This window comes from Sphingomonas pituitosa NBRC 102491, assembly GCF_001598435.1.
Taxonomy (GTDB): Bacteria; Pseudomonadota; Alphaproteobacteria; order Sphingomonadales; family Sphingomonadaceae; genus Sphingomonas; species Sphingomonas pituitosa.
In genome coordinates, this window is the sequence record NZ_BCYY01000020.1 from 16,751 (window position 1) to 32,590 (window position 15,840).

15 protein-coding genes are annotated in these 15,840 nt (G+C 68.7%); 7 read left to right on the plus strand and 8 right to left on the minus strand.

All coding sequences use genetic code 11. The features are described 5' to 3' along the window. Positions 1 to 10: 10 nt before the first annotated feature. Both SPI01S_RS15800 and SPI01S_RS15805 read right to left on the minus strand, forming a co-directional pair. Positions 11 to 1,900 (minus strand): M61 family metallopeptidase, encoded by a 1,890-nt coding sequence (locus SPI01S_RS15800; RefSeq protein ID WP_066724646.1) that lies wholly within the window; start codon positions 1,898 to 1,900, stop codon positions 11 to 13. A gap of 98 nt (positions 1,901 to 1,998) precedes the next feature. Next, complete coding sequence (locus SPI01S_RS15805) at positions 1,999 to 2,949, minus strand: isoaspartyl peptidase/L-asparaginase family protein (RefSeq protein WP_066724649.1); 951 nt, start codon at positions 2,947 to 2,949, stop codon at positions 1,999 to 2,001. Positions 2,950 to 3,084: 135 nt separating this feature from the next. Between SPI01S_RS15805 and ispG the strand changes: the two genes are divergently transcribed. After that, entirely contained in the window at positions 3,085 to 4,209 is a 1,125-nt protein-coding gene (ispG, locus tag SPI01S_RS15810) for a flavodoxin-dependent (E)-4-hydroxy-3-methylbut-2-enyl-diphosphate synthase (protein WP_066724825.1), read from the plus strand. 56 nt (positions 4,210 to 4,265) lie between these two features. Here ispG and SPI01S_RS15815 read toward each other — a convergent pair whose 3' ends face one another. Both SPI01S_RS15815 and SPI01S_RS15820 read right to left on the minus strand, forming a co-directional pair. Continuing rightward, on the minus strand, positions 4,266 to 4,913 hold the full coding sequence (locus tag SPI01S_RS15815) for a hypothetical protein (protein ID WP_157084743.1): 648 nt from the start codon (positions 4,911 to 4,913) through the stop codon (positions 4,266 to 4,268). A 37-nt stretch (positions 4,914 to 4,950) separates the two neighbouring features. After that, positions 4,951 to 5,820: a 3-hydroxyacyl-CoA dehydrogenase NAD-binding domain-containing protein gene (locus SPI01S_RS15820; RefSeq protein WP_066724654.1), complete on the minus strand. Its 870-nt coding sequence runs from the start codon at positions 5,818 to 5,820 to the stop codon at positions 4,951 to 4,953. A gap of 68 nt (positions 5,821 to 5,888) precedes the next feature. Here SPI01S_RS15820 and SPI01S_RS15825 point away from each other — a divergent pair, with 68 nt between their 5' ends. Next, positions 5,889 to 6,878 carry a DUF1176 domain-containing protein gene (locus SPI01S_RS15825; protein WP_066724657.1) on the plus strand — a complete coding sequence of 330 codons (990 nt, stop codon included), beginning with the start codon at positions 5,889 to 5,891 and terminating at the stop codon, positions 6,876 to 6,878. 6 nt (positions 6,879 to 6,884) lie between these two features. Here SPI01S_RS15825 and SPI01S_RS15830 read toward each other — a convergent pair whose 3' ends face one another. Together SPI01S_RS15830 and SPI01S_RS15835 are read right to left on the minus strand one after the other, a co-directional pair. Beyond that, the gene (locus SPI01S_RS15830; RefSeq protein ID WP_245653625.1) at positions 6,885 to 9,101 is read right to left on the minus strand and encodes a transglycosylase domain-containing protein; all 2,217 of its coding nucleotides are present in this window, start codon (positions 9,099 to 9,101) and stop codon (positions 6,885 to 6,887) included. Between the two features lie 68 nt (positions 9,102 to 9,169). Next, complete coding sequence (locus tag SPI01S_RS15835) at positions 9,170 to 9,736, minus strand: HNH endonuclease (RefSeq protein ID WP_066724662.1); 567 nt, start codon at positions 9,734 to 9,736, stop codon at positions 9,170 to 9,172. Between the two features lie 100 nt (positions 9,737 to 9,836). On the opposite strand from SPI01S_RS15835, the gene gluQRS reads away from it, so the two are divergent. Beyond that, a complete protein-coding gene (gluQRS, locus tag SPI01S_RS15840; protein WP_066724665.1) occupies positions 9,837 to 10,679 on the plus strand; it encodes a tRNA glutamyl-Q(34) synthetase GluQRS in 843 nt (280 codons plus the stop codon). Positions 10,680 to 10,688: 9 nt separating this feature from the next. After that, the gene (locus tag SPI01S_RS15845; RefSeq protein WP_066724667.1) at positions 10,689 to 10,916 is read left to right on the plus strand and encodes an HIG1 domain-containing protein; all 228 of its coding nucleotides are present in this window, start codon (positions 10,689 to 10,691) and stop codon (positions 10,914 to 10,916) included. A 155-nt stretch (positions 10,917 to 11,071) separates the two neighbouring features. Here the strand turns inward: SPI01S_RS15845 and SPI01S_RS15850 are convergent, their stop codons facing one another. Further along, positions 11,072 to 12,364, minus strand: a complete 1,293-nt coding sequence (locus SPI01S_RS15850) for a PQQ-dependent sugar dehydrogenase (protein ID WP_066724670.1) — start codon at positions 12,362 to 12,364, stop codon at positions 11,072 to 11,074. After that, positions 12,364 to 12,804: a DUF2231 domain-containing protein gene (locus tag SPI01S_RS15855; protein WP_066724672.1), complete on the minus strand. Its 441-nt coding sequence runs from the start codon at positions 12,802 to 12,804 to the stop codon at positions 12,364 to 12,366. The genes SPI01S_RS15850 and SPI01S_RS15855 overlap by 1 nt, the downstream gene beginning before the upstream one ends. A gap of 115 nt (positions 12,805 to 12,919) precedes the next feature. On the opposite strand from SPI01S_RS15855, the gene SPI01S_RS15860 reads away from it, so the two are divergent. From SPI01S_RS15860 to egtD, 3 genes are all read left to right on the plus strand, one after another. After that, positions 12,920 to 13,486: a cob(I)yrinic acid a,c-diamide adenosyltransferase gene (locus SPI01S_RS15860; RefSeq protein ID WP_066724674.1), complete on the plus strand. Its 567-nt coding sequence runs from the start codon at positions 12,920 to 12,922 to the stop codon at positions 13,484 to 13,486. Between the two features lie 64 nt (positions 13,487 to 13,550). Continuing rightward, entirely contained in the window at positions 13,551 to 14,822 is a 1,272-nt protein-coding gene (egtB, locus tag SPI01S_RS15865) for an ergothioneine biosynthesis protein EgtB (protein ID WP_174539117.1), read from the plus strand. Then, a complete protein-coding gene (gene egtD, locus SPI01S_RS15870) occupies positions 14,822 to 15,799 on the plus strand; it encodes an L-histidine N(alpha)-methyltransferase (RefSeq protein ID WP_066724676.1) in 978 nt (325 codons plus the stop codon). The genes egtB and egtD overlap by 1 nt, the downstream gene beginning before the upstream one ends. The last annotated feature ends 41 nt before the right edge of the window (positions 15,800 to 15,840 follow it).

The window sequence follows — 15,840 nt, forward strand, 5'->3', positions numbered from 1 at the left end:
TACGCCCGTCTCAGCGGGCTTGCAGCAGCTTGTCGAGGCCAGCCTCTCCTTCGACCGTCTTGACGATGTGCGGATAGCGCAGCCCGTCATGATAGTCGATGCTAACCTCTCGGTAACTATCGTCCCGTTTCAGCGTCAGTCGAATCGGCGCCTTGGTGCCCTTGGCGGCCTTCACCGCGTCGATCAGCGCATCGGTGGCGTAGGCGCGACCGTTCACCGCGACGATCTCGTCGGCGACGGTGATGCCGGCCTTGAACGCCGGGCCGTCCCACATCACCCCGGCAATGCCCTTCTTTCCCACCGCAAGGCCCAGCGAATAGCTGAGGTCCGCGGTACCGGGACGGCCCATCTTGTTCGGCACATCGGTGTAGACGAGCTTGTAGCCGTTGCGCTCGAAGCCCTTGAGCGGCGCGCGCTCGGACACGTCGTGCAGCCGCGCGGTGAGCAGCTTGCGCCAGTCATAGGGCTGGATGGTCTCCAGCGTCTTGACCACCTCGTCGAAGGTGTAGGTCACCTCGCCATAGTCGCCGTCACGGCCGCCAAAGAAGGCGCGGGCGAAATCGTCGATCGACTTGCTGCCCTTGCTCTGTTCGCGAAGGATCGAATCGACCTCCATCCACACCAGCAGGCCTTCGTTGTAGTAATCTTCGCTGCGCTGCCAGCTGGTCCAGCCCTTGGGCGCGCGCGCGGTGATGATCGGATCGTTGGTGGTGTCGATCATCGGGCGCCACTGGCGGCCGGCGCGATTGTCGAGGCTCGCCATGATGTTGGCATAGCCCTCCAGCGTCTCTTCCTTCGAGACGAGGCCCGAACGCGCCTGGAACACATAGCCCCAGAACTGGGTCTGGCCTTCATACACCCAGAGCGACTGGTCGCGCATCGGTACGCGGAAATCGGGCGTCCACAGCTCGGCGCCGCGGCGATACTTGCCGTCCCAGCTATGGGTATATTCGTGGGGCAGCAGGTTGCGGGCAGTCGCCTGCTCCGCCCACTTCGTGAAATAGCCCGGGGCGACGCCGTCTTCAGAACTGCGGTGATGCTCGAGGCCGATCCCGCCCATCTTGTCGCTGATCGACAGGAGGAAGTGGTAGTGATCGTAATGCTGGGCGCCGAAGGTCTTCACCGCCTGCTCGACCAGCCGCTTGTGCGCCTCGATCTGCTCGGGCTTGGCTTCCAGTTCCTCGGCGCTGTCCGCGACGACGTCGAGCGTCACGCGCTCGGACAGCGGGAACTTGCGGTAATAGCGGCCGGCGATCACCGGCGAATCCATCAGGATCTCGTAGCTGGTGGTCTCATAGGCGTAGGTCGAACCCGTCACCTTGGCGGGGACGGCGCCGGCGGCGGTCCAGCCCTCGGGATACTTCACCGTCGCCTGGATGGGGATGCGGCGGGTGAAATAGCCGGCCGGATAGAGGCTGAGCGAGTTGAACTGCACGCTCATCATCTCGGGCGTCATCACGATGCGGCCCTGGTTGCCGTCGGTGGCGGAGACGAACTGGAACTCGGCCTCCACCGTCTTCGCGCCGGCCGGCACGTCGACATGGAAGGCGAACACGTCGACATTGTCGCGCGTCCAGGGCAGGCGCTTGCCGTTCGCCTTGATCTGCAGGCCCGCCAGCTTCTCGATTTCGCCGCGCGGCCCGTGCTTGCCGGGGAGCCATTCGGGGAAGAGCAGGGTAAGGCGGCCGGCCTTGGCGACGGGGATGGTCTCGCGCACCCGGAAGATGCCGCGCACGGTGTCGGTCGCATCCACGTCGATTTTCAGCGTGCCGGGATAGGCTACATCGCGCGCCGCCGGAATGGTGTCGACGATCGGCACCGGTTGCGGCGCCGAATTCTGCGCGAAGGCAGGCGCGGTGGTAGCCAGCAACAGGCTGACGAGCGAAACGGCACGAACCATAGTGTAGCGGCCCCTTTGAGTGAATTTTCGCGAGCAAGAAACGGCCCCGATCGGGCAACATTGTTGCTCGCGAATTTCCCATGGGCAAGGGGGTCAGCTCAGTTTCGCGGGTCCTCGTAGATCGCGACCAGCTTCTCGCCCCCCGCCGAGACCCTGCCGCGATACATGCCGGGCGTGGTGAAGCTCCAGTCGAGCTCGCCGGTGGGGGCGACCAGGATCACCCCGCCGACGCCGCCCATCGCGCGCACGTCCGCCATCACCACATCGGCAGCCTGTTTCGCGGTCTCGCCCGTGAACCGCATACGGGCGCAGATCTCGTGCGCGACGCCCTCGCGGATGAAGAACTCGCCCGAGCCGGTGGCGGAAACGGCGCAGGCGCGGTCGTCGGCATAGGTGCCCGCGCCGATCAGCGGCGAATCGCCCACCCGGCCCCAGCGCTTGCCGGTGAGCCCGCCGGTGGAGGTCGCGGCGGCGACATGGCCCTGGGCGTCCATCGCCACCGCGCCGACCGTGCCATATTTCATGTCGACGTCGAACCCGCCGCGCGCGCTGTCCCCTTTCATCGACTCGAGCTGCTGGCGGCGCTCCTCGGTGCCGAACCAGCCATTGTCGACCTGCTCCAGTGCCTGTTCCCGAGCGAACTGGTCGGCGCCCTCGCCGGCGAGCAGGACGTGGCGGCTCTTCTCCATCACCGCGCGGGCGAGCGCGACCGGGTGCCGCGTGGTGGTCGACCCCGCCACCGCACCGGCGGCACGGTTGCGCCCGTCCATGATCGCGGCGTCGAGCGTGTGCCCGCCCTCCCAGGTGAACACCGATCCGCGCCCGGCATTGAAGTGGGGATCGTCCTCCAGCACCTGCACCGCCGCCTGCACCGCGTCGACCGCCGAGCCGCCCGCCTCCAGCACCGCCGCGCCGGCATCGAGCGCGGCATTGAGCCCGGCCTCGGCCCCGGCCGCCTGCGCCGCCGGCACCTCGCCACGCCGCATGCTACCCGCGCCGCCGTGAATCATCAGCGTCCAGCAAGGCTTGGGGGCAGCGGCAATCGACATGGGGCAGGCTCCAACGGACAAAATCAGGCGCGTCCCTAGCAGATCGGGCGAAGCGGCCAAGCTGCGGCCAAACCTGAGCCGGCGCACCATGCATGCCCGCTAGCCGCGGCCGATCGATGCGCCTATATGGCGGCCATGTCCGTACGACCCTGGCGCGATATCGTCCGGCGGCAAAGCCGTCAGATCATGGTGGGCAACGTGCCCGTTGGCGGCGATGCCCCGGTGACGGTGCAGACGATGACCAACACCGACACCTCCGACGTGAAGGCGACGATCGACCAGATCCGCCGCTGCGAGGAAGCGGGCGCGGACATCATCCGCGTCTCCTGCCCCGACGTGGAGAGCACTACCGCCCTCAAGCAGATCGTCCGCGCCGCGCGCGTGCCGATCGTCGCGGACATCCATTTCCACTACAAGCGCGCGCTCGAAGCCGCCGATGCCGGCGCCGCCTGCCTGCGGATCAACCCGGGCAATATCGGCTCGGCGGACCGGGTGAACGAGGTCGTCAACGCCGCCAAGGCGAACGGCGCCGCGATCCGAATCGGCGTGAATGCCGGCAGCCTCGAGAAGGACCTGCTCGAGAAATTCGGTGAGCCCTGCCCGGAGGCGCTGGTCGAATCCGCGCTCGATCATATCAAGCTGCTCCAGGACCGCGACTTCCACCAGTTCAAGGTGGCGGTGAAGGCCAGCGACGTGTTCCTTGCCGTCGCCGCCTATCAGCAGCTGGCCGACGCGGTCGATTGCCCGCTGCACCTCGGCATCACCGAGGCGGGCGGATTCGTCGGCGGGACGGTCAAGTCGGCGATCGGCATCGGTTCGCTCTTGTGGTTCGGCATCGGCGACACGATCCGCGTCAGCCTCTCGGCCGAGCCCGAGGAAGAGATCCGCGTCGGCTTCGAGATCCTCAAGTCGCTCGGCATCCGCAACCGTGGCGTGCGCGTCGTCTCCTGCCCGAGCTGCGCGCGCCAGGGCTTCGACGTGATCCGCACCGTGCAGGCGCTGGAGGAACGGCTCCAGCACATCCGCACGCCGCTGTCGCTCTCGGTGCTCGGTTGCGTGGTCAACGGCCCCGGCGAGGCGCGCGAAACCGATATCGGCCTGACCGGCGGCGGCAACGGCAAGCACATGGTCTATCTGTCGGGCCTGACCGATCACACGGTCGAGGATGCCGACATGCTCGATCACATCGTCAAGCTGGTCGAGGCCAAGGCCGCCGAGATCGAAGCGGCGAACGCGGAGCCGGCGCAGGCGGCGGAGTAAGCACCGATCGATTCGACACCGGCGGAGCGCCTGGTCGCACGCCAGACCGACGGAGGCTATTTAGGCGGAGCGACTGGGGCGATGGGCAACGCCTTGCCCTTGCAACCTGCGGAAGGCGGCCTGCCATCAGCGTACCGGAAGCATTCGCGCATCTCGTCCGGAAACCATCCATTGGCCTCCAGCGCGTAGGTGAGCGCGAGCGCCGAAAGAAGCCGCGCATATAGTTTCGAGAAGCGCGCGCGCATGTCCCCGGCATCGGCCGCTGCACGACGGGGGGAGAGGGGATGTTCGGCGCAGGCAATCTCCGAACGAAGCCGCGCGGCCATCACACCCTGCCGGGTCCGGCTGGCAAACGCCTGATCCGCATAGGCGGCAGACTCGACGCAGCGCGCATAGCCGATCGCCTCAACAAACAAAGGCGAATTCCGTTGACGATCCGGGCCGCGGTTGATCGCCGCCCACATCGAGACGGCGTGCACTTCAAAATCGCCCAGTGATCTCGGCTCCGCGACGTTGTCGTTGAAACGCAGTCCGGTCGGTGTCACGCATCGCCGGACTGCCGCTTCATCGTCCAAGGGCGCGGCGTCGAGGCAGGCGATCGCCGGCGCCAGCCGCGGCAGGTCGTCTAGCAGCGAGGGCCGCTTGGTAGCGGGCTCCAACGCCAAGGCGGCTGCGACAGCCGCAAGGTGCACCAGACTCGCCAACTTCGCCGCCCCCTCTCGCTTCAAATAAAGCGGCCCCTCACCGCGTCGGCACGGGCTCCGCGCCGGTGTAATCGTAGAACCCCCGCTTGGTCTTGCGGCCGTACCAGCCGGCTTCGACATACTTCACCAGCAGCGGCGCCGGGCGGAACTTGGGGTCGCCGGTGCCTTCGAACAGCACGCGGGTGATCTCCAGGCAGGTGTCCAGCCCGATGAAGTCGGCCAGCGTGAACGGGCCCATCGGGTGGTTGAGCCCCAGCTGGCACGCCGCGTCGATGTCCGGGATCGTCGCCACGCCCTCGCCCAGCGCAAAGCACGCCTCGTTGAGCATCGGCATCAGCACCCGGTTGACGATGAAGCCCGGCGCATCGTTGGCATGGACGATTCGCTTGCCGAGCGACTGGCCGAACGCCTCCACCGCCGCGACGGTCGCGTCGCTGGTGGCAAGGCCGCGGATCAGTTCGATCAGGCCCATCACCGGCACCGGATTGAAGAAGTGCACGCCCATGAAGCGCGCCGGATCGGGCGCCGCCTGGGCAAGCCGGGTGATCGGGATCGACGAGGTGTTGCTCGCGAGGATCGCATCGCCGCCCAGCGCCTTGCCCACCGTCTCGAAGATCTGGCGCTTGATCGCTTCCCGCTCGGTCGCGGCTTCGATCACCAGTTCGCAGGGGCCCATCGCGGCGAGGTCGCCTACGGCCGTGATCCGGCCGAGCGCCGCTTCGGCATCGGCGGCGGTGATCTTTTCCTTCTCCACCGCACGCGCGAGCTGCTTGCCGATGCCCGCCTTGCCGGCCTCGGCGCGGGCCTGGTCGACGTCGGACAGCAGCACGGCATAGCCCGCCTGTGCCGCAACCTGGGCGATGCCCGCCCCCATCTGGCCCGCACCGATCACGCCTACCGTCTTCATGTCCGTCTCCTGAAACTCTGTTGCCGTCCTACTACGCAAGCGCGCGCGGCTCGGCTAGCGTCGGCGGCATGTTCCTGCTTGCCCTCTCCGCCGCCACGCTCGGCCAGCCCGCGCCCGGCCCGTTCAAGTCCTTCGGCGACTGGGCGATCGCCTGCGACAATGTCCGCCGCTGCGAGATGACTTCGCTCCAGCCCGAGGATGGCGACATCGACACCAGCGGGGCGGAGCTATCGCTGACGCGCGAGCCCGGCCCGGCCGGCGATCTGACGATCAGCCTGTGGCCGGCAGGCGACGCGCCCGGCACGCTGACGCTCACGATCGACGGCAAGCGCATCGCCAGCGGCGCCTTGGAGAAGGGCGTGTTGCGGGTCGGCGGCGACGCCGCGCTGCCGGTCGCACGCGCGCTCGCCAATGGCCGCAGCGCGCAGATCAGCGTGTCGGCGGGCGGCAAGACCGCGACGCTGTCGCTGGCCGGCGCATCCGCGGCGATGCGCTTCCTCGATGCCCAGCAGGGCCGGGCGGGCGGCGTGACCGCGCTGGTCGCGCGCGGCGCCAAGCCGGCCAATACCGTGCCTGCGGCGGCGGCGCTGCCGATGGTGCCGGCGATCGCCCCCGGCGGGCAGGCGGCGGCGATTTCCCCCGCGCTGCTCGCCCGGCTCAACAAGGCGTCCGGCTGCGGCGGAGACTATTCCGCCAGCTTCCCCCAGCCGGAGCCGGAGACCGGTGCGCTGGGCGGCGGCGCGACGCTGGTGCTGCTCGCCTGCGGCTCGGGCGCCTATAATCTGTCGAGCGCCGCCTATGTGGTACGCGCCGGCAAGGCGGCGGCAGCCCGCTTCGACGACGCCACCGATCCGGCGGAACTGATCAACGCCAGCTGGGACGCGGGCAGCGGCACCCTTTCCACCCATGGCAAGGGCCGCGGGATCGGCGATTGCGGCGAGGGCGCCAGCTATGTGTGGGACGGCGCCCGCTTTCGCCTGACCGAGGCGACGCGGATGGACGAATGCCGCGGCTCGGCGAACTGGCTCACCGTCTGGCGCGCAACCGTCCGCCGCTGAGCCGCGTCACTCCTCGCCTTCGGGATCGGCGGGCGGGGGCGCGCGGCGGCGGCGATCGGCCTCGCTGCCGGGCACCGGGATCCGCAGGTTGCGCGGGATCGCATCGCGCGCCTCGCCCTCCGGCACCAGTTCGCGCACCCGGTTCAGGTCGAGCTGCACGCCCTCGCCGTCGATCTGCACCCCGGCACCATTGAGCACGTCGTCCAGCTCGATGCCGTTCTCGTCGATCGCATTGTCGGGCTCGACCGGCACCGGCGGCAGGGTGAGGCCCAGCGCGCGCACCATGAAGTCGCGCCAGATATGCGCCGGCAGGCCGCCGCCGGACGCGCCCGAGACCGGGCTGTTGTCGTCATTGCCGATCCACACGCCGACGACGAGGTCGCCCGCCCAGCCGACGAACAGCGCGTCGCGGCCGTCCTGCGTGGTGCCGGTCTTGCCGAACGCCGGCACCGGTAGCGCCGCCGCGCGGGCGGTGCCCGATTGCACCACCGTGCCGAGCATCGAGCGGAGGTCGTCGAGCAGCCGTTCATCGAACCGGCTCGGCCCGCCGAGGCGGCGCGCCAGCCAGTCGTCGGCCGATTCCTCGGCATCCAGCCCGCGCGGGCGGACCGGGTAGCTGCCGTTCGCCACGGAAGCATAGGCCGCGGTCAGCTCGAGCAGCGAGCCGGTCGAGGTGCCGAGCGCGATCGAGGCGTCGTTGCCGAGCGGGGTGGAGATGCCGAGGTCGCGGGCCGCCTGGGTCACCCGGCCGACGCCGAGCTTCTGGATCAGCCGCGCGGCGACGACGTTGCTCGACTTGGCCATCGCCTGGCGCAGCGTGATGCGGCCGGCATAACGGCCGTCGCTGTTCGAGGGCTTCCAGTCGCCGATCTGCACCGGGGTGTCGTCGACCATCGTGTCCGGCGTCATCCCCGAACGCAGCGCGGCAAGGTAGACGAACAGCTTGAACGCCGATCCCGGCTGGCGCCGCGCCTGGGTGGCGCGGTTGAACGGGCTGGCGCCGTAATTGCGCCCGCCGACCATCGCGACGACGCGCCCGTCGGGCCGCATCGCGACCAGCGCCACCTGCGCCTTGCCGAGGCCCGATGCCTTGATCACGCGCTCCGCCGCGGTCTGCAGCCGCGTGTCGAGCGTGGTCGTCACCGTCTGTTCGGTGGCGACGCCGCCGGCGCGGTCGCGTGCCTCGGGCAGCACCCAATCGGCGAAATAGGTGCCGTTCGGCAGCGTCTCGTCGCTGTCCTGCACGTGGAGCACCGCAGGCCGCACGCGGCGCGCCTCGGCCGCCGTGATGAAGCCGGCCTCCTGCATCGCGCCGATCACCAGCCGCTGCCGCTCGCGCGCGCCGTCGAGATTGCCGGTGGGGGCAAGGCGGCTCGGCGCCTTGACGAGACCGGCGAGCAGCGTCGCCTGGCTGAGCGTCAGACGCTCGGGTTCGATCGAGAAATAATGCCGGGCTGCGGCACGGAGACCGTACACATTGTCGCCGAAATACACGTTCGAAAGGTAGCGCGAGAGGATCTCGTCCTTGCTCAGCCAGCCTTCCAGCCAGAAGGCGATCAGCACTTCCTGCGCCTTGCGCCCGAAGGTGCGGCGCGAATTCAGGAAGGCGTTCTTGGCGAGCTGCTGGGTGATCGTGCTGCCGCCCTGCGCGCCGCCCGAGCTGACATTGTGGAACGCAGCCCGGGCGATGCCGCGCGGATCGACACCCCAGTGGCTGTAGAAGCGCCGGTCCTCGATCGCGATGAAGGCCTGGGCGACATGATCGGGCAGCTTGGACACGTCGACCGGCTTGCCGATCACCGCTCCCCGCCGCGCGATCGGGGTACCGTCGGCGGCGAGCAGCGTGATCGACGGCGGCGCCGGCGGCCGCAGCGACTTGGAGAGCGGCGCGGTGATCGCCAGCCAGGCGACCGCGGCGATGAACAGCAGGATCAGCACGGCGAGGCCGCGGATGATCCAGGGGCCCCAGCGGATGCGGCGCTTGGCCGGCCCGGCGGGCGGGAGGTCGTCGCCGCCGTCGAAGCCGCCACCGGCGCCATAGCCCCCGCGATACGGCTCGTTCGGCGCGGCGCTCTCGCCCGCACCCATGCCGGGCCGCCAGATCGGCTCGCGCTGGTCGCGCCGGCCCTGCGGACGCCAGCCCTGCGGTTGCGCCACATCGTCATCGGCGCCATCGCGCCGCAACGGGAATCGACTATCGGGGATGCCGGGCTCGCGCGCCATGGCCCCGCCTTAGCCGACTATCTGTGTTATCGCAATAACACACAGGGATTTTGCGGAGGTGCGGTCGCTCAGGCCTCCAGCTCGATGTCCCAGTAGAGCCAGTCGCGCCAGGTGTCGTGGAGATGATTGGGAGGGAAGCGCCGGCCATGCTCCTGGAGCTGCCAGCTCGTCGGCCGGATCGGCTGGATGTACAGCGGCATGCTCGCCTGCTGGGGGGTGCGGCCGCCCTTTTTCAGGTTGCAGGGGGCGCAGGCGGTGGCGACATTTTCCCAGGTAGTGCGGCCGCCCTGGGCGCGGGGAATGACGTGGTCGAAGGTGAGATCCCGGTGCGAGCCGCAATATTGGCAGGCGAACTTGTCGCGAAGGAACAGGTTGAACCGGGTGAAGGCAGGGAATTGCGAGGGCCGGACATATTGTTTGAGCGCGATGACCGAAGGGAGCTTCAGCACCGCGCTGGGACTTCGGACCTCGCGTTCGTAATAGGAGACCACGTCGACGCGTTCGAGAAAGATCGCCTTAATCGCCGTCTGCCAGGGCCACACGCTGAGGGGGTAATAGCTCAACGGTGTGTAGTCGGCGTTCAGCACGAGCGCCGGGCACCCATCCGGATGGCGGATCAGATCGGGATGGTACATGCAAGAACCTCACCCTCGATGTCGGTGCCTCGCCTCTTGCGCAGAAGCGTGACGTCCGCATGACAGCATATGCCGCGACTCGCGGTCAAGAGCCGGATTGATGCGTATCCACACCCGCTTTGCCCCCAGCCCTACCGGTCGCCTCCATCTGGGCCATGCATACGCCGCCGTCCAGGCGCACGATTTCGCGAGGGGAAATGGCGGCATCTTCACCCTGCGGATCGAGGATATCGACGGTACCCGGTCGCGTCACGACCATGTGGCAGCGATCCTCGCCGATCTCGACTGGCTGGGGCTGGCATGGGACGAACCGCCGACGTTCCAGTCTGCGCGGCTGCCGCTGTACCAGGAAGCGCTCGATCGGCTGCGCGGCATGGGCCTGCTCTATCCCTGTTTCTGCACCCGCGCCGACATCGCCGCGAGTCTCTCCGCGCCGCACGGGCCGGACGGCCAGCTCTACCCCGGCACCTGTCGCGATCTTGCCGATCCGGATCTGTCCCGCCCGCATAGCTGGCGCCTGGACATGGCCAGGGCGGTCACGCGGGTCGGGCCGCTCACCTGGCACGACGCCCATGCCGGCGAGGTGGCCGCCGATCCGCAACGCCATGGCGACGTGATCCTCGCCCGCAAGGATGCGCCGGCCAGCTACCACCTTGCCGTGACCGTGGACGATGCCGCGCAGGGCATCACCCATGTCGTGCGCGGCGCGGACCTGTTCGCCGCCACGCATGTCCACCGCCTGCTCCAGGCGCTGCTCGACCTGCCGACCCCGGAATATCGCCACCACGCGCTGCTCGCGGGCCCCGACGGCACCCGGCTCGCCAAGCGCCACGGCGCACCGACGCTGGAATCACTGCGGCTGGCCGGGGAGGACGGCCGCACGCTCTCCGACAAACTGCGCAAAGGGGAAGTACCGATTGGCTTCGCGCGAATCGGGGCGTAGGGTAACCCGATGTTGTTTCTCGCGATCCTGTTCCTCGCAGCGGTCCTGGCGACGCTGTTCTTCCTCATCAAGGGGCTGGTCACCATGGCCGGCACCACCACGCAAGATCTGGAAGGCGACGGCCCGAGCGAGCGCGCGATCCGATCGAACAAGCTGATGCAGAAGCGCATCCTGTTCCAGGCCGTGGCGATCGGTGTCGCCGCGCTGATCCTGCTGATCGCCTCCGCCAAGAGCTGAGAGGGGGCGGCTTCAGCCTTTCCTATGAATCGTCATCCCGGCGGAAGCCGGGATCCATTTGCCAGGACGTTCGGGCTCGAGCCGAAACCGTGAGGCGACTGGATCCCGGCTTCCGCCGGGATGACGGCTTTGACGGTGAATAGGAAACCCGCCGCTTACCCGCCGCTTACCCGCCACACGGTATTGCCCAGATCGTCGGCGATCAGCAGCGCGCCGGTCTTGTCCAGCCCGAGGCCTACCGGCCGGCCATGCGCCTTATCGCCCTCGACGAAGCCGGTCACCACGTCCACCGCCTTGCCCGAGGGCCGCCCTTCCGCGAACGGCACATAGATCACCTTGTAGCCGTTGAGGTGGCCGCGATCCCAGCTGCCATGCTCGCCGATGAAGGCGCCCGAGCGCCACTGCGCCGGCAGCCCGGCGGCGTTGGCGGAGAACACCATGCCCAGCGGCGCGACATGGCTGCTCAGGCCGTAATCGGGCTTGATCGCCTTGGCGACGAGGTCCGGCCGCTGCGGCTTCACCCGCGGATCGACATTCTGGCCCCAATAGCTGTACGGCCAGCCATAGAAGCCGCCGTCGCGCACGGAGGTGAGATAGTCCGGCACCAGGTCCGGGCCGAGCTCGTCGCGCTCGTTGACCACCGTCCACAGCACGTTGGTCAGCGGCTCGAACTGCAGGCCGTTCGGATTGCGCAGGCCGGTGCCGTAGAGCCGCGAGGCGCCGCTGGCGCGATCGACTTCCCAGATTGCGGCGCGGCCGCGCTCGGCGTCCATGCCGTTCTCGGTGATGTTGCTGTTCGAACCCACGCCGACATAGAGCTTGGTGCCGTCGGGGCTGGCGACCAGGCTCTTGGTCCAGTGATGGTCGATCGGGCCGCCCGGCAGGTCGATCAGCCTGGTGCCGGGTGCCGTGATCCGCGTCTGGCCCGTCTGGTAGGGGAAGCGCAGGATCGCATCGGTATTGGCGACATAGAGGTCGCCGCCGACCAGCGCCACGCCGAACGGCGAGTTGAGCCCGCTCAGGAACCTGGTCTTGAGCTCGGGCACGCCGTCGCCGTTCGCGTCGCGGAGCAGGACGATGTCCATCCCCGCCTTGCCGCCGCCATGGGCATGCGCCTGGATGAGGTTCATCACCACGTCCTTGGGGCGGTGGATCGGCTCGGAGGGGCCGTCGGTCTCCACCACCAGCACGTCGCCATTGGGCAGCGTGTAGACGGTGCGCGGCTTGGCGAGACCGGTGGCGAAGGCCTGGACCTTCATGCCCGCCGGGACCCTGGGCTTGCCGCTGCCCCAGGGCGCAGGCGGCACCACGTGCATCGGCGGGATGAGATATTGCTGAATATCCGGCAGCTTGGGATCGCCGCCGATCTGCTGGCTGGTGTCGCCGCCCTTGCTGGCGCACCCGGCGAGCGCGAGCGTGGCGCCCGCGGCGAGAAGCAGTGCGCGCATCAGCGGAACCCTCCGAAACGGCTTTGACGCAGCAGGATCGCGCCGAGCACCGAGGCGCCGGTGAGCACGAGAACGGTGAGCACCGACAGGATCAGGCCTGCCGGCATCGCCCCGAAAGCATCGCGGCTGTGGATGAAATTATTGAGCAGCGCCAGCACCATGGCCACCGCGTAGGCGATCGCATAGGGGGTAAGCAGCCGGTTCGCCCGCACCGTCGGCCGCAGCAGATCGACGATGCCCACGATCGCCCCGAGCGCGCCCAGCACCATCCCGCCGGCGAGCAACCAGTCGGCAAAATTCTTCCACGCGATGTCGTAGCTGCGGAAATAGGCGATGTCCGCGATCATCGCGGCAAGGAAGCAGAGGAAGGGCAGGCCGAGCACGACCGGGTGCAGCGGCAGGCCATAGGATCGGGTGCGAAGCGGTACGGGATCGGGCACGGAACGTCTCCCCAGACGAGGCAGTCCCTTCGAACGGTCGCGCTTTCAACGGGTTCCGCCGCTTCCCCTGAAGACCCTAGCCCCGCAGCGCCATCCGCCTTACCTTTCCGCCCCTATGGTCAAGCTCAACAAGATCTACACCCGCACCGGCGACGCCGGCACCACCGGCCTTGCCGACGGCTCGCGCGTCTCCAAGGCCTCGGCACGGATGGAGACGATCGGCGACGTCGACGAGGCGAACAGCGCGATCGGCGTCGCGCGCACCACGCTGACGCCCGGCGATCCGCTAGATGCCACGCTCGCGCGCATCCAGAACGACCTGTTCGATCTCGGTGCCGATCTCGCCACGCCCGGCGAACGCGAAGGCGCGCTGCGGATCACGCCGGAGCAGATTGCGTGGCTCGAATCGGCGATCGACGCGCTGAACGACGATCTGTCGCCGCTCAACAGCTTCGTCCTGCCCGGCGGCAGCGCGGCGGCTGCGGCGATCCACCTCGCCCGCGCGATCACCCGCCGCGCCGAACGCGCCGCCGTCGCCGCCAACGACCAGGGCACGCTCAGCGCCAACGCCCTCATCTACCTCAATAGACTGTCCGATTTTTTGTTCGTCGCCGCGCGTACCATGAACCAAAAGGGGGCGGACGACGTTCTGTGGGTTCCCGGGGGGCCGCGTACCCAATAGCGGCCGCTTCGCGCATCCCTCCGTATGGGTTGCTTCCGCAGCCCGATTGCGGCAGGAGAACAGAGTGAGAACACGACCGGCCGATATCGCGGCGCCCGACGCCCTGGCCCGCCGCTTCACGGCGGTGCGCGGGCTCAGTTCCGCCCTCGTGGCGCCGCTCTCCGATGCCGATGCGACGGTCCAGTCGATGGACGACGCCTCCCCGGCCAAATGGCACCTCGCGCATACCACGTGGTTCCTGGAGACCTTCGTGCTGCGCGATCACGTGCCGGGCTACCGCCTGTTCGACGAACGCTGGCCGTTCCTGTTCAATAGCTATTACGAAGCCGAGGGCCAGCGCCATGCCCGCCCCCGCCGCGGCATGCTCGCGCGGCCGACGCTGGACGAGGTGCATGCCTATCGCACCGCGGTCGACGGCGCGGTCGTCGCGGCGCTGCCGACGCTGCCGCAGGCGGCGCTCGATCTGATCGCACTCGGCTGCCAGCACGAGCAGCAGCACCAGGAACTGCTGCTTACCGACATCCTCCACCATTTCGCAGCCAACCCGCTCGAGCCGGCGGTGTGGCCCGGCGCCGCCAAGGTGCCGGTGGCGATGCCCGGTCCGATCGGGTGGATCGAAGGCGCGGCCGGGCAGGTCGCCGCGGGGGTCGATGCGTCCGACACGCTCTCGGCGTTCGCGTTCGACTGCGAGACCCCGCGCCACCCCACCCTGCTCCACCCGCACGCGCTGGCCGACCGCACCGTCACCAACGGCGAATGGGCCGCGTTCATCGCCGAGGGCGGTTACGCCGATCCGCGCCATTGGCTGTCGGACGGCTGGGCGTGGGTGCAGGCCAACCAGATCACCGCGCCACTCTACTGGCAGCACATCGACGGCATCTGGACGCGCTTCGGCCTCGACGGCCGCCGGCCGATTGATCCGGCCGCGCCGGTCACCCATGTCAGCTTCTTCGAGGCGGACGCTTATGCCAGCTGGGCCGGCGCCCGGCTGCCGACCGAGTTCGAATGGGAAGCCGCCGCGGCGAGCGCCGATCCGCTGGGCGGCAACCAGCTCGATATTGCAGGCCCGGTCGAGCCGCGCCCGTCCACCGGCGGCCCGGCATGGTTCGGCGATGTGTGGGAATGGACCGGCAGCGCCTATCGCCCCTATCCCGGCTTCCGTGCCGCCGAGGGCGCGGTAGGCGAATACAACGGCAAGTTCATGAGCGGGCAGTTCGTGCTGCGTGGCGGCAGCTGCGCCACGCCGCGCGGTCATGTGCGCGCCAGCTACCGCAATTTCTTTTATCCGCACCAGCGCTGGCAGTTTACCGGCGTGCGACTGGCGAAGGACCTCTGATGCTCAAGCAGGAACTCGAAGACGGCCAGACGAGCCTTGCCGATCCCCATTTCCGTGCCGACGTGCTGACCGGCCTCGCCGCCAGCCCGCGCGCGATCCCCGCCCGCTGGTTCTACGACCGGCGCGGCTCGGAGCTGTTCGAGGAGATCACCGAACTCCCCGAATATTACCCGACCCGCACCGAAACCGCGCTGCTCGAGTCCATTTCCGGCGACCTGGGCGACCTTGCCGCCCCCAATGCGGCGGTGGTGGAATTCGGCTCGGGCTCGTCGGTGAAGACGCCGCGGCTGCTCCGCGCGATCGAACCCGCCGCCTATGTGCCGATCGACATTTCCGGCGAGTTCCTGCGCCACTCCGCCGCACAGCTCTCCCAGGCCTTTCCGGGCCTGCCGGTCTATCCGGTCGAGGCCGATTTCCTCCGCCCGGTGCCGCTGCCCGAGCAGGTGGCGAAGATGCCGAAGCTCGGCTTCTTCCCAGGCTCCACGATCGGCAACATGAACGCCTGGCACGCGGTCGACCTGCTGCGGGCGATGCGCGAGTGGCTGGGCGAAGGCGCGCGGCTGCTGATCGGGATGGACCGGGTGAAATCGCCCGACATCCTCGTCCCCGCCTATGACGATGCGGCGGGCGTGACGGCGGCGTTCAACCTCAACCTGCTGACGCGGATCAACCACGAGCTGGACGGCACAATCCCCGTCGACGCGTTCCGCCACCGGGCGATCTGGAACACCGACTATGCGCGCATCGAAATGCATCTCGAAGCGCAGCGCGACGTCGACTTCACCGTCGACGGTCGCCCGTTCTCGATGGCGGCAGGCGAGACCATCCACACCGAGAACAGCCATAAATACGGGCCCAACGGCGCACGCCAGCTGCTCCGTTCCGGCGGCTGGACGCCGATCGAGCAATGGACCGACGAGAAGGACTGGTTCGCGCTGATCCTGTGCGAGGCCCAGCCGCTGCGCCGGGCACCGTAACAGAGCGTTGACCGGGCGCGTGCCAGGCCGCAAGGGTCTGG

What these genes read in the sequence shown, in the direction of transcription:
- SPI01S_RS15800 (WP_066724646.1), bottom strand. Translation starts at nt 1,900, where the DNA reads ATGGTTCGTGCCGTTTCGCTCGTCAGCCTGTTGCTGGCTACCACCGCG.
- SPI01S_RS15805 (WP_066724649.1), bottom strand. Translation starts at nt 2,949, where the DNA reads ATGTCGATTGCCGCTGCCCCCAAGCCTTGCTGGACGCTGATGATTCAC.
- ispG (WP_066724825.1), top strand. Translation starts at nt 3,085, where the DNA reads ATGTCCGTACGACCCTGGCGCGATATCGTCCGGCGGCAAAGCCGTCAG.
- SPI01S_RS15820 (WP_066724654.1), bottom strand. Translation starts at nt 5,820, where the DNA reads ATGAAGACGGTAGGCGTGATCGGTGCGGGCCAGATGGGGGCGGGCATC.
- SPI01S_RS15825 (WP_066724657.1), top strand. Translation starts at nt 5,889, where the DNA reads ATGTTCCTGCTTGCCCTCTCCGCCGCCACGCTCGGCCAGCCCGCGCCC.
- SPI01S_RS15830 (WP_245653625.1), bottom strand. Translation starts at nt 9,101, where the DNA reads ATGGCGCGCGAGCCCGGCATCCCCGATAGTCGATTCCCGTTGCGGCGC.
- SPI01S_RS15835 (WP_066724662.1), bottom strand. Translation starts at nt 9,736, where the DNA reads ATGTACCATCCCGATCTGATCCGCCATCCGGATGGGTGCCCGGCGCTC.
- gluQRS (WP_066724665.1), top strand. Translation starts at nt 9,837, where the DNA reads ATGCGTATCCACACCCGCTTTGCCCCCAGCCCTACCGGTCGCCTCCAT.
- SPI01S_RS15845 (WP_066724667.1), top strand. Translation starts at nt 10,689, where the DNA reads ATGTTGTTTCTCGCGATCCTGTTCCTCGCAGCGGTCCTGGCGACGCTG.
- SPI01S_RS15850 (WP_066724670.1), bottom strand. Translation starts at nt 12,364, where the DNA reads ATGCGCGCACTGCTTCTCGCCGCGGGCGCCACGCTCGCGCTCGCCGGG.
- SPI01S_RS15860 (WP_066724674.1), top strand. Translation starts at nt 12,920, where the DNA reads ATGGTCAAGCTCAACAAGATCTACACCCGCACCGGCGACGCCGGCACC.
- egtD (WP_066724676.1), top strand. Translation starts at nt 14,822, where the DNA reads ATGCTCAAGCAGGAACTCGAAGACGGCCAGACGAGCCTTGCCGATCCC.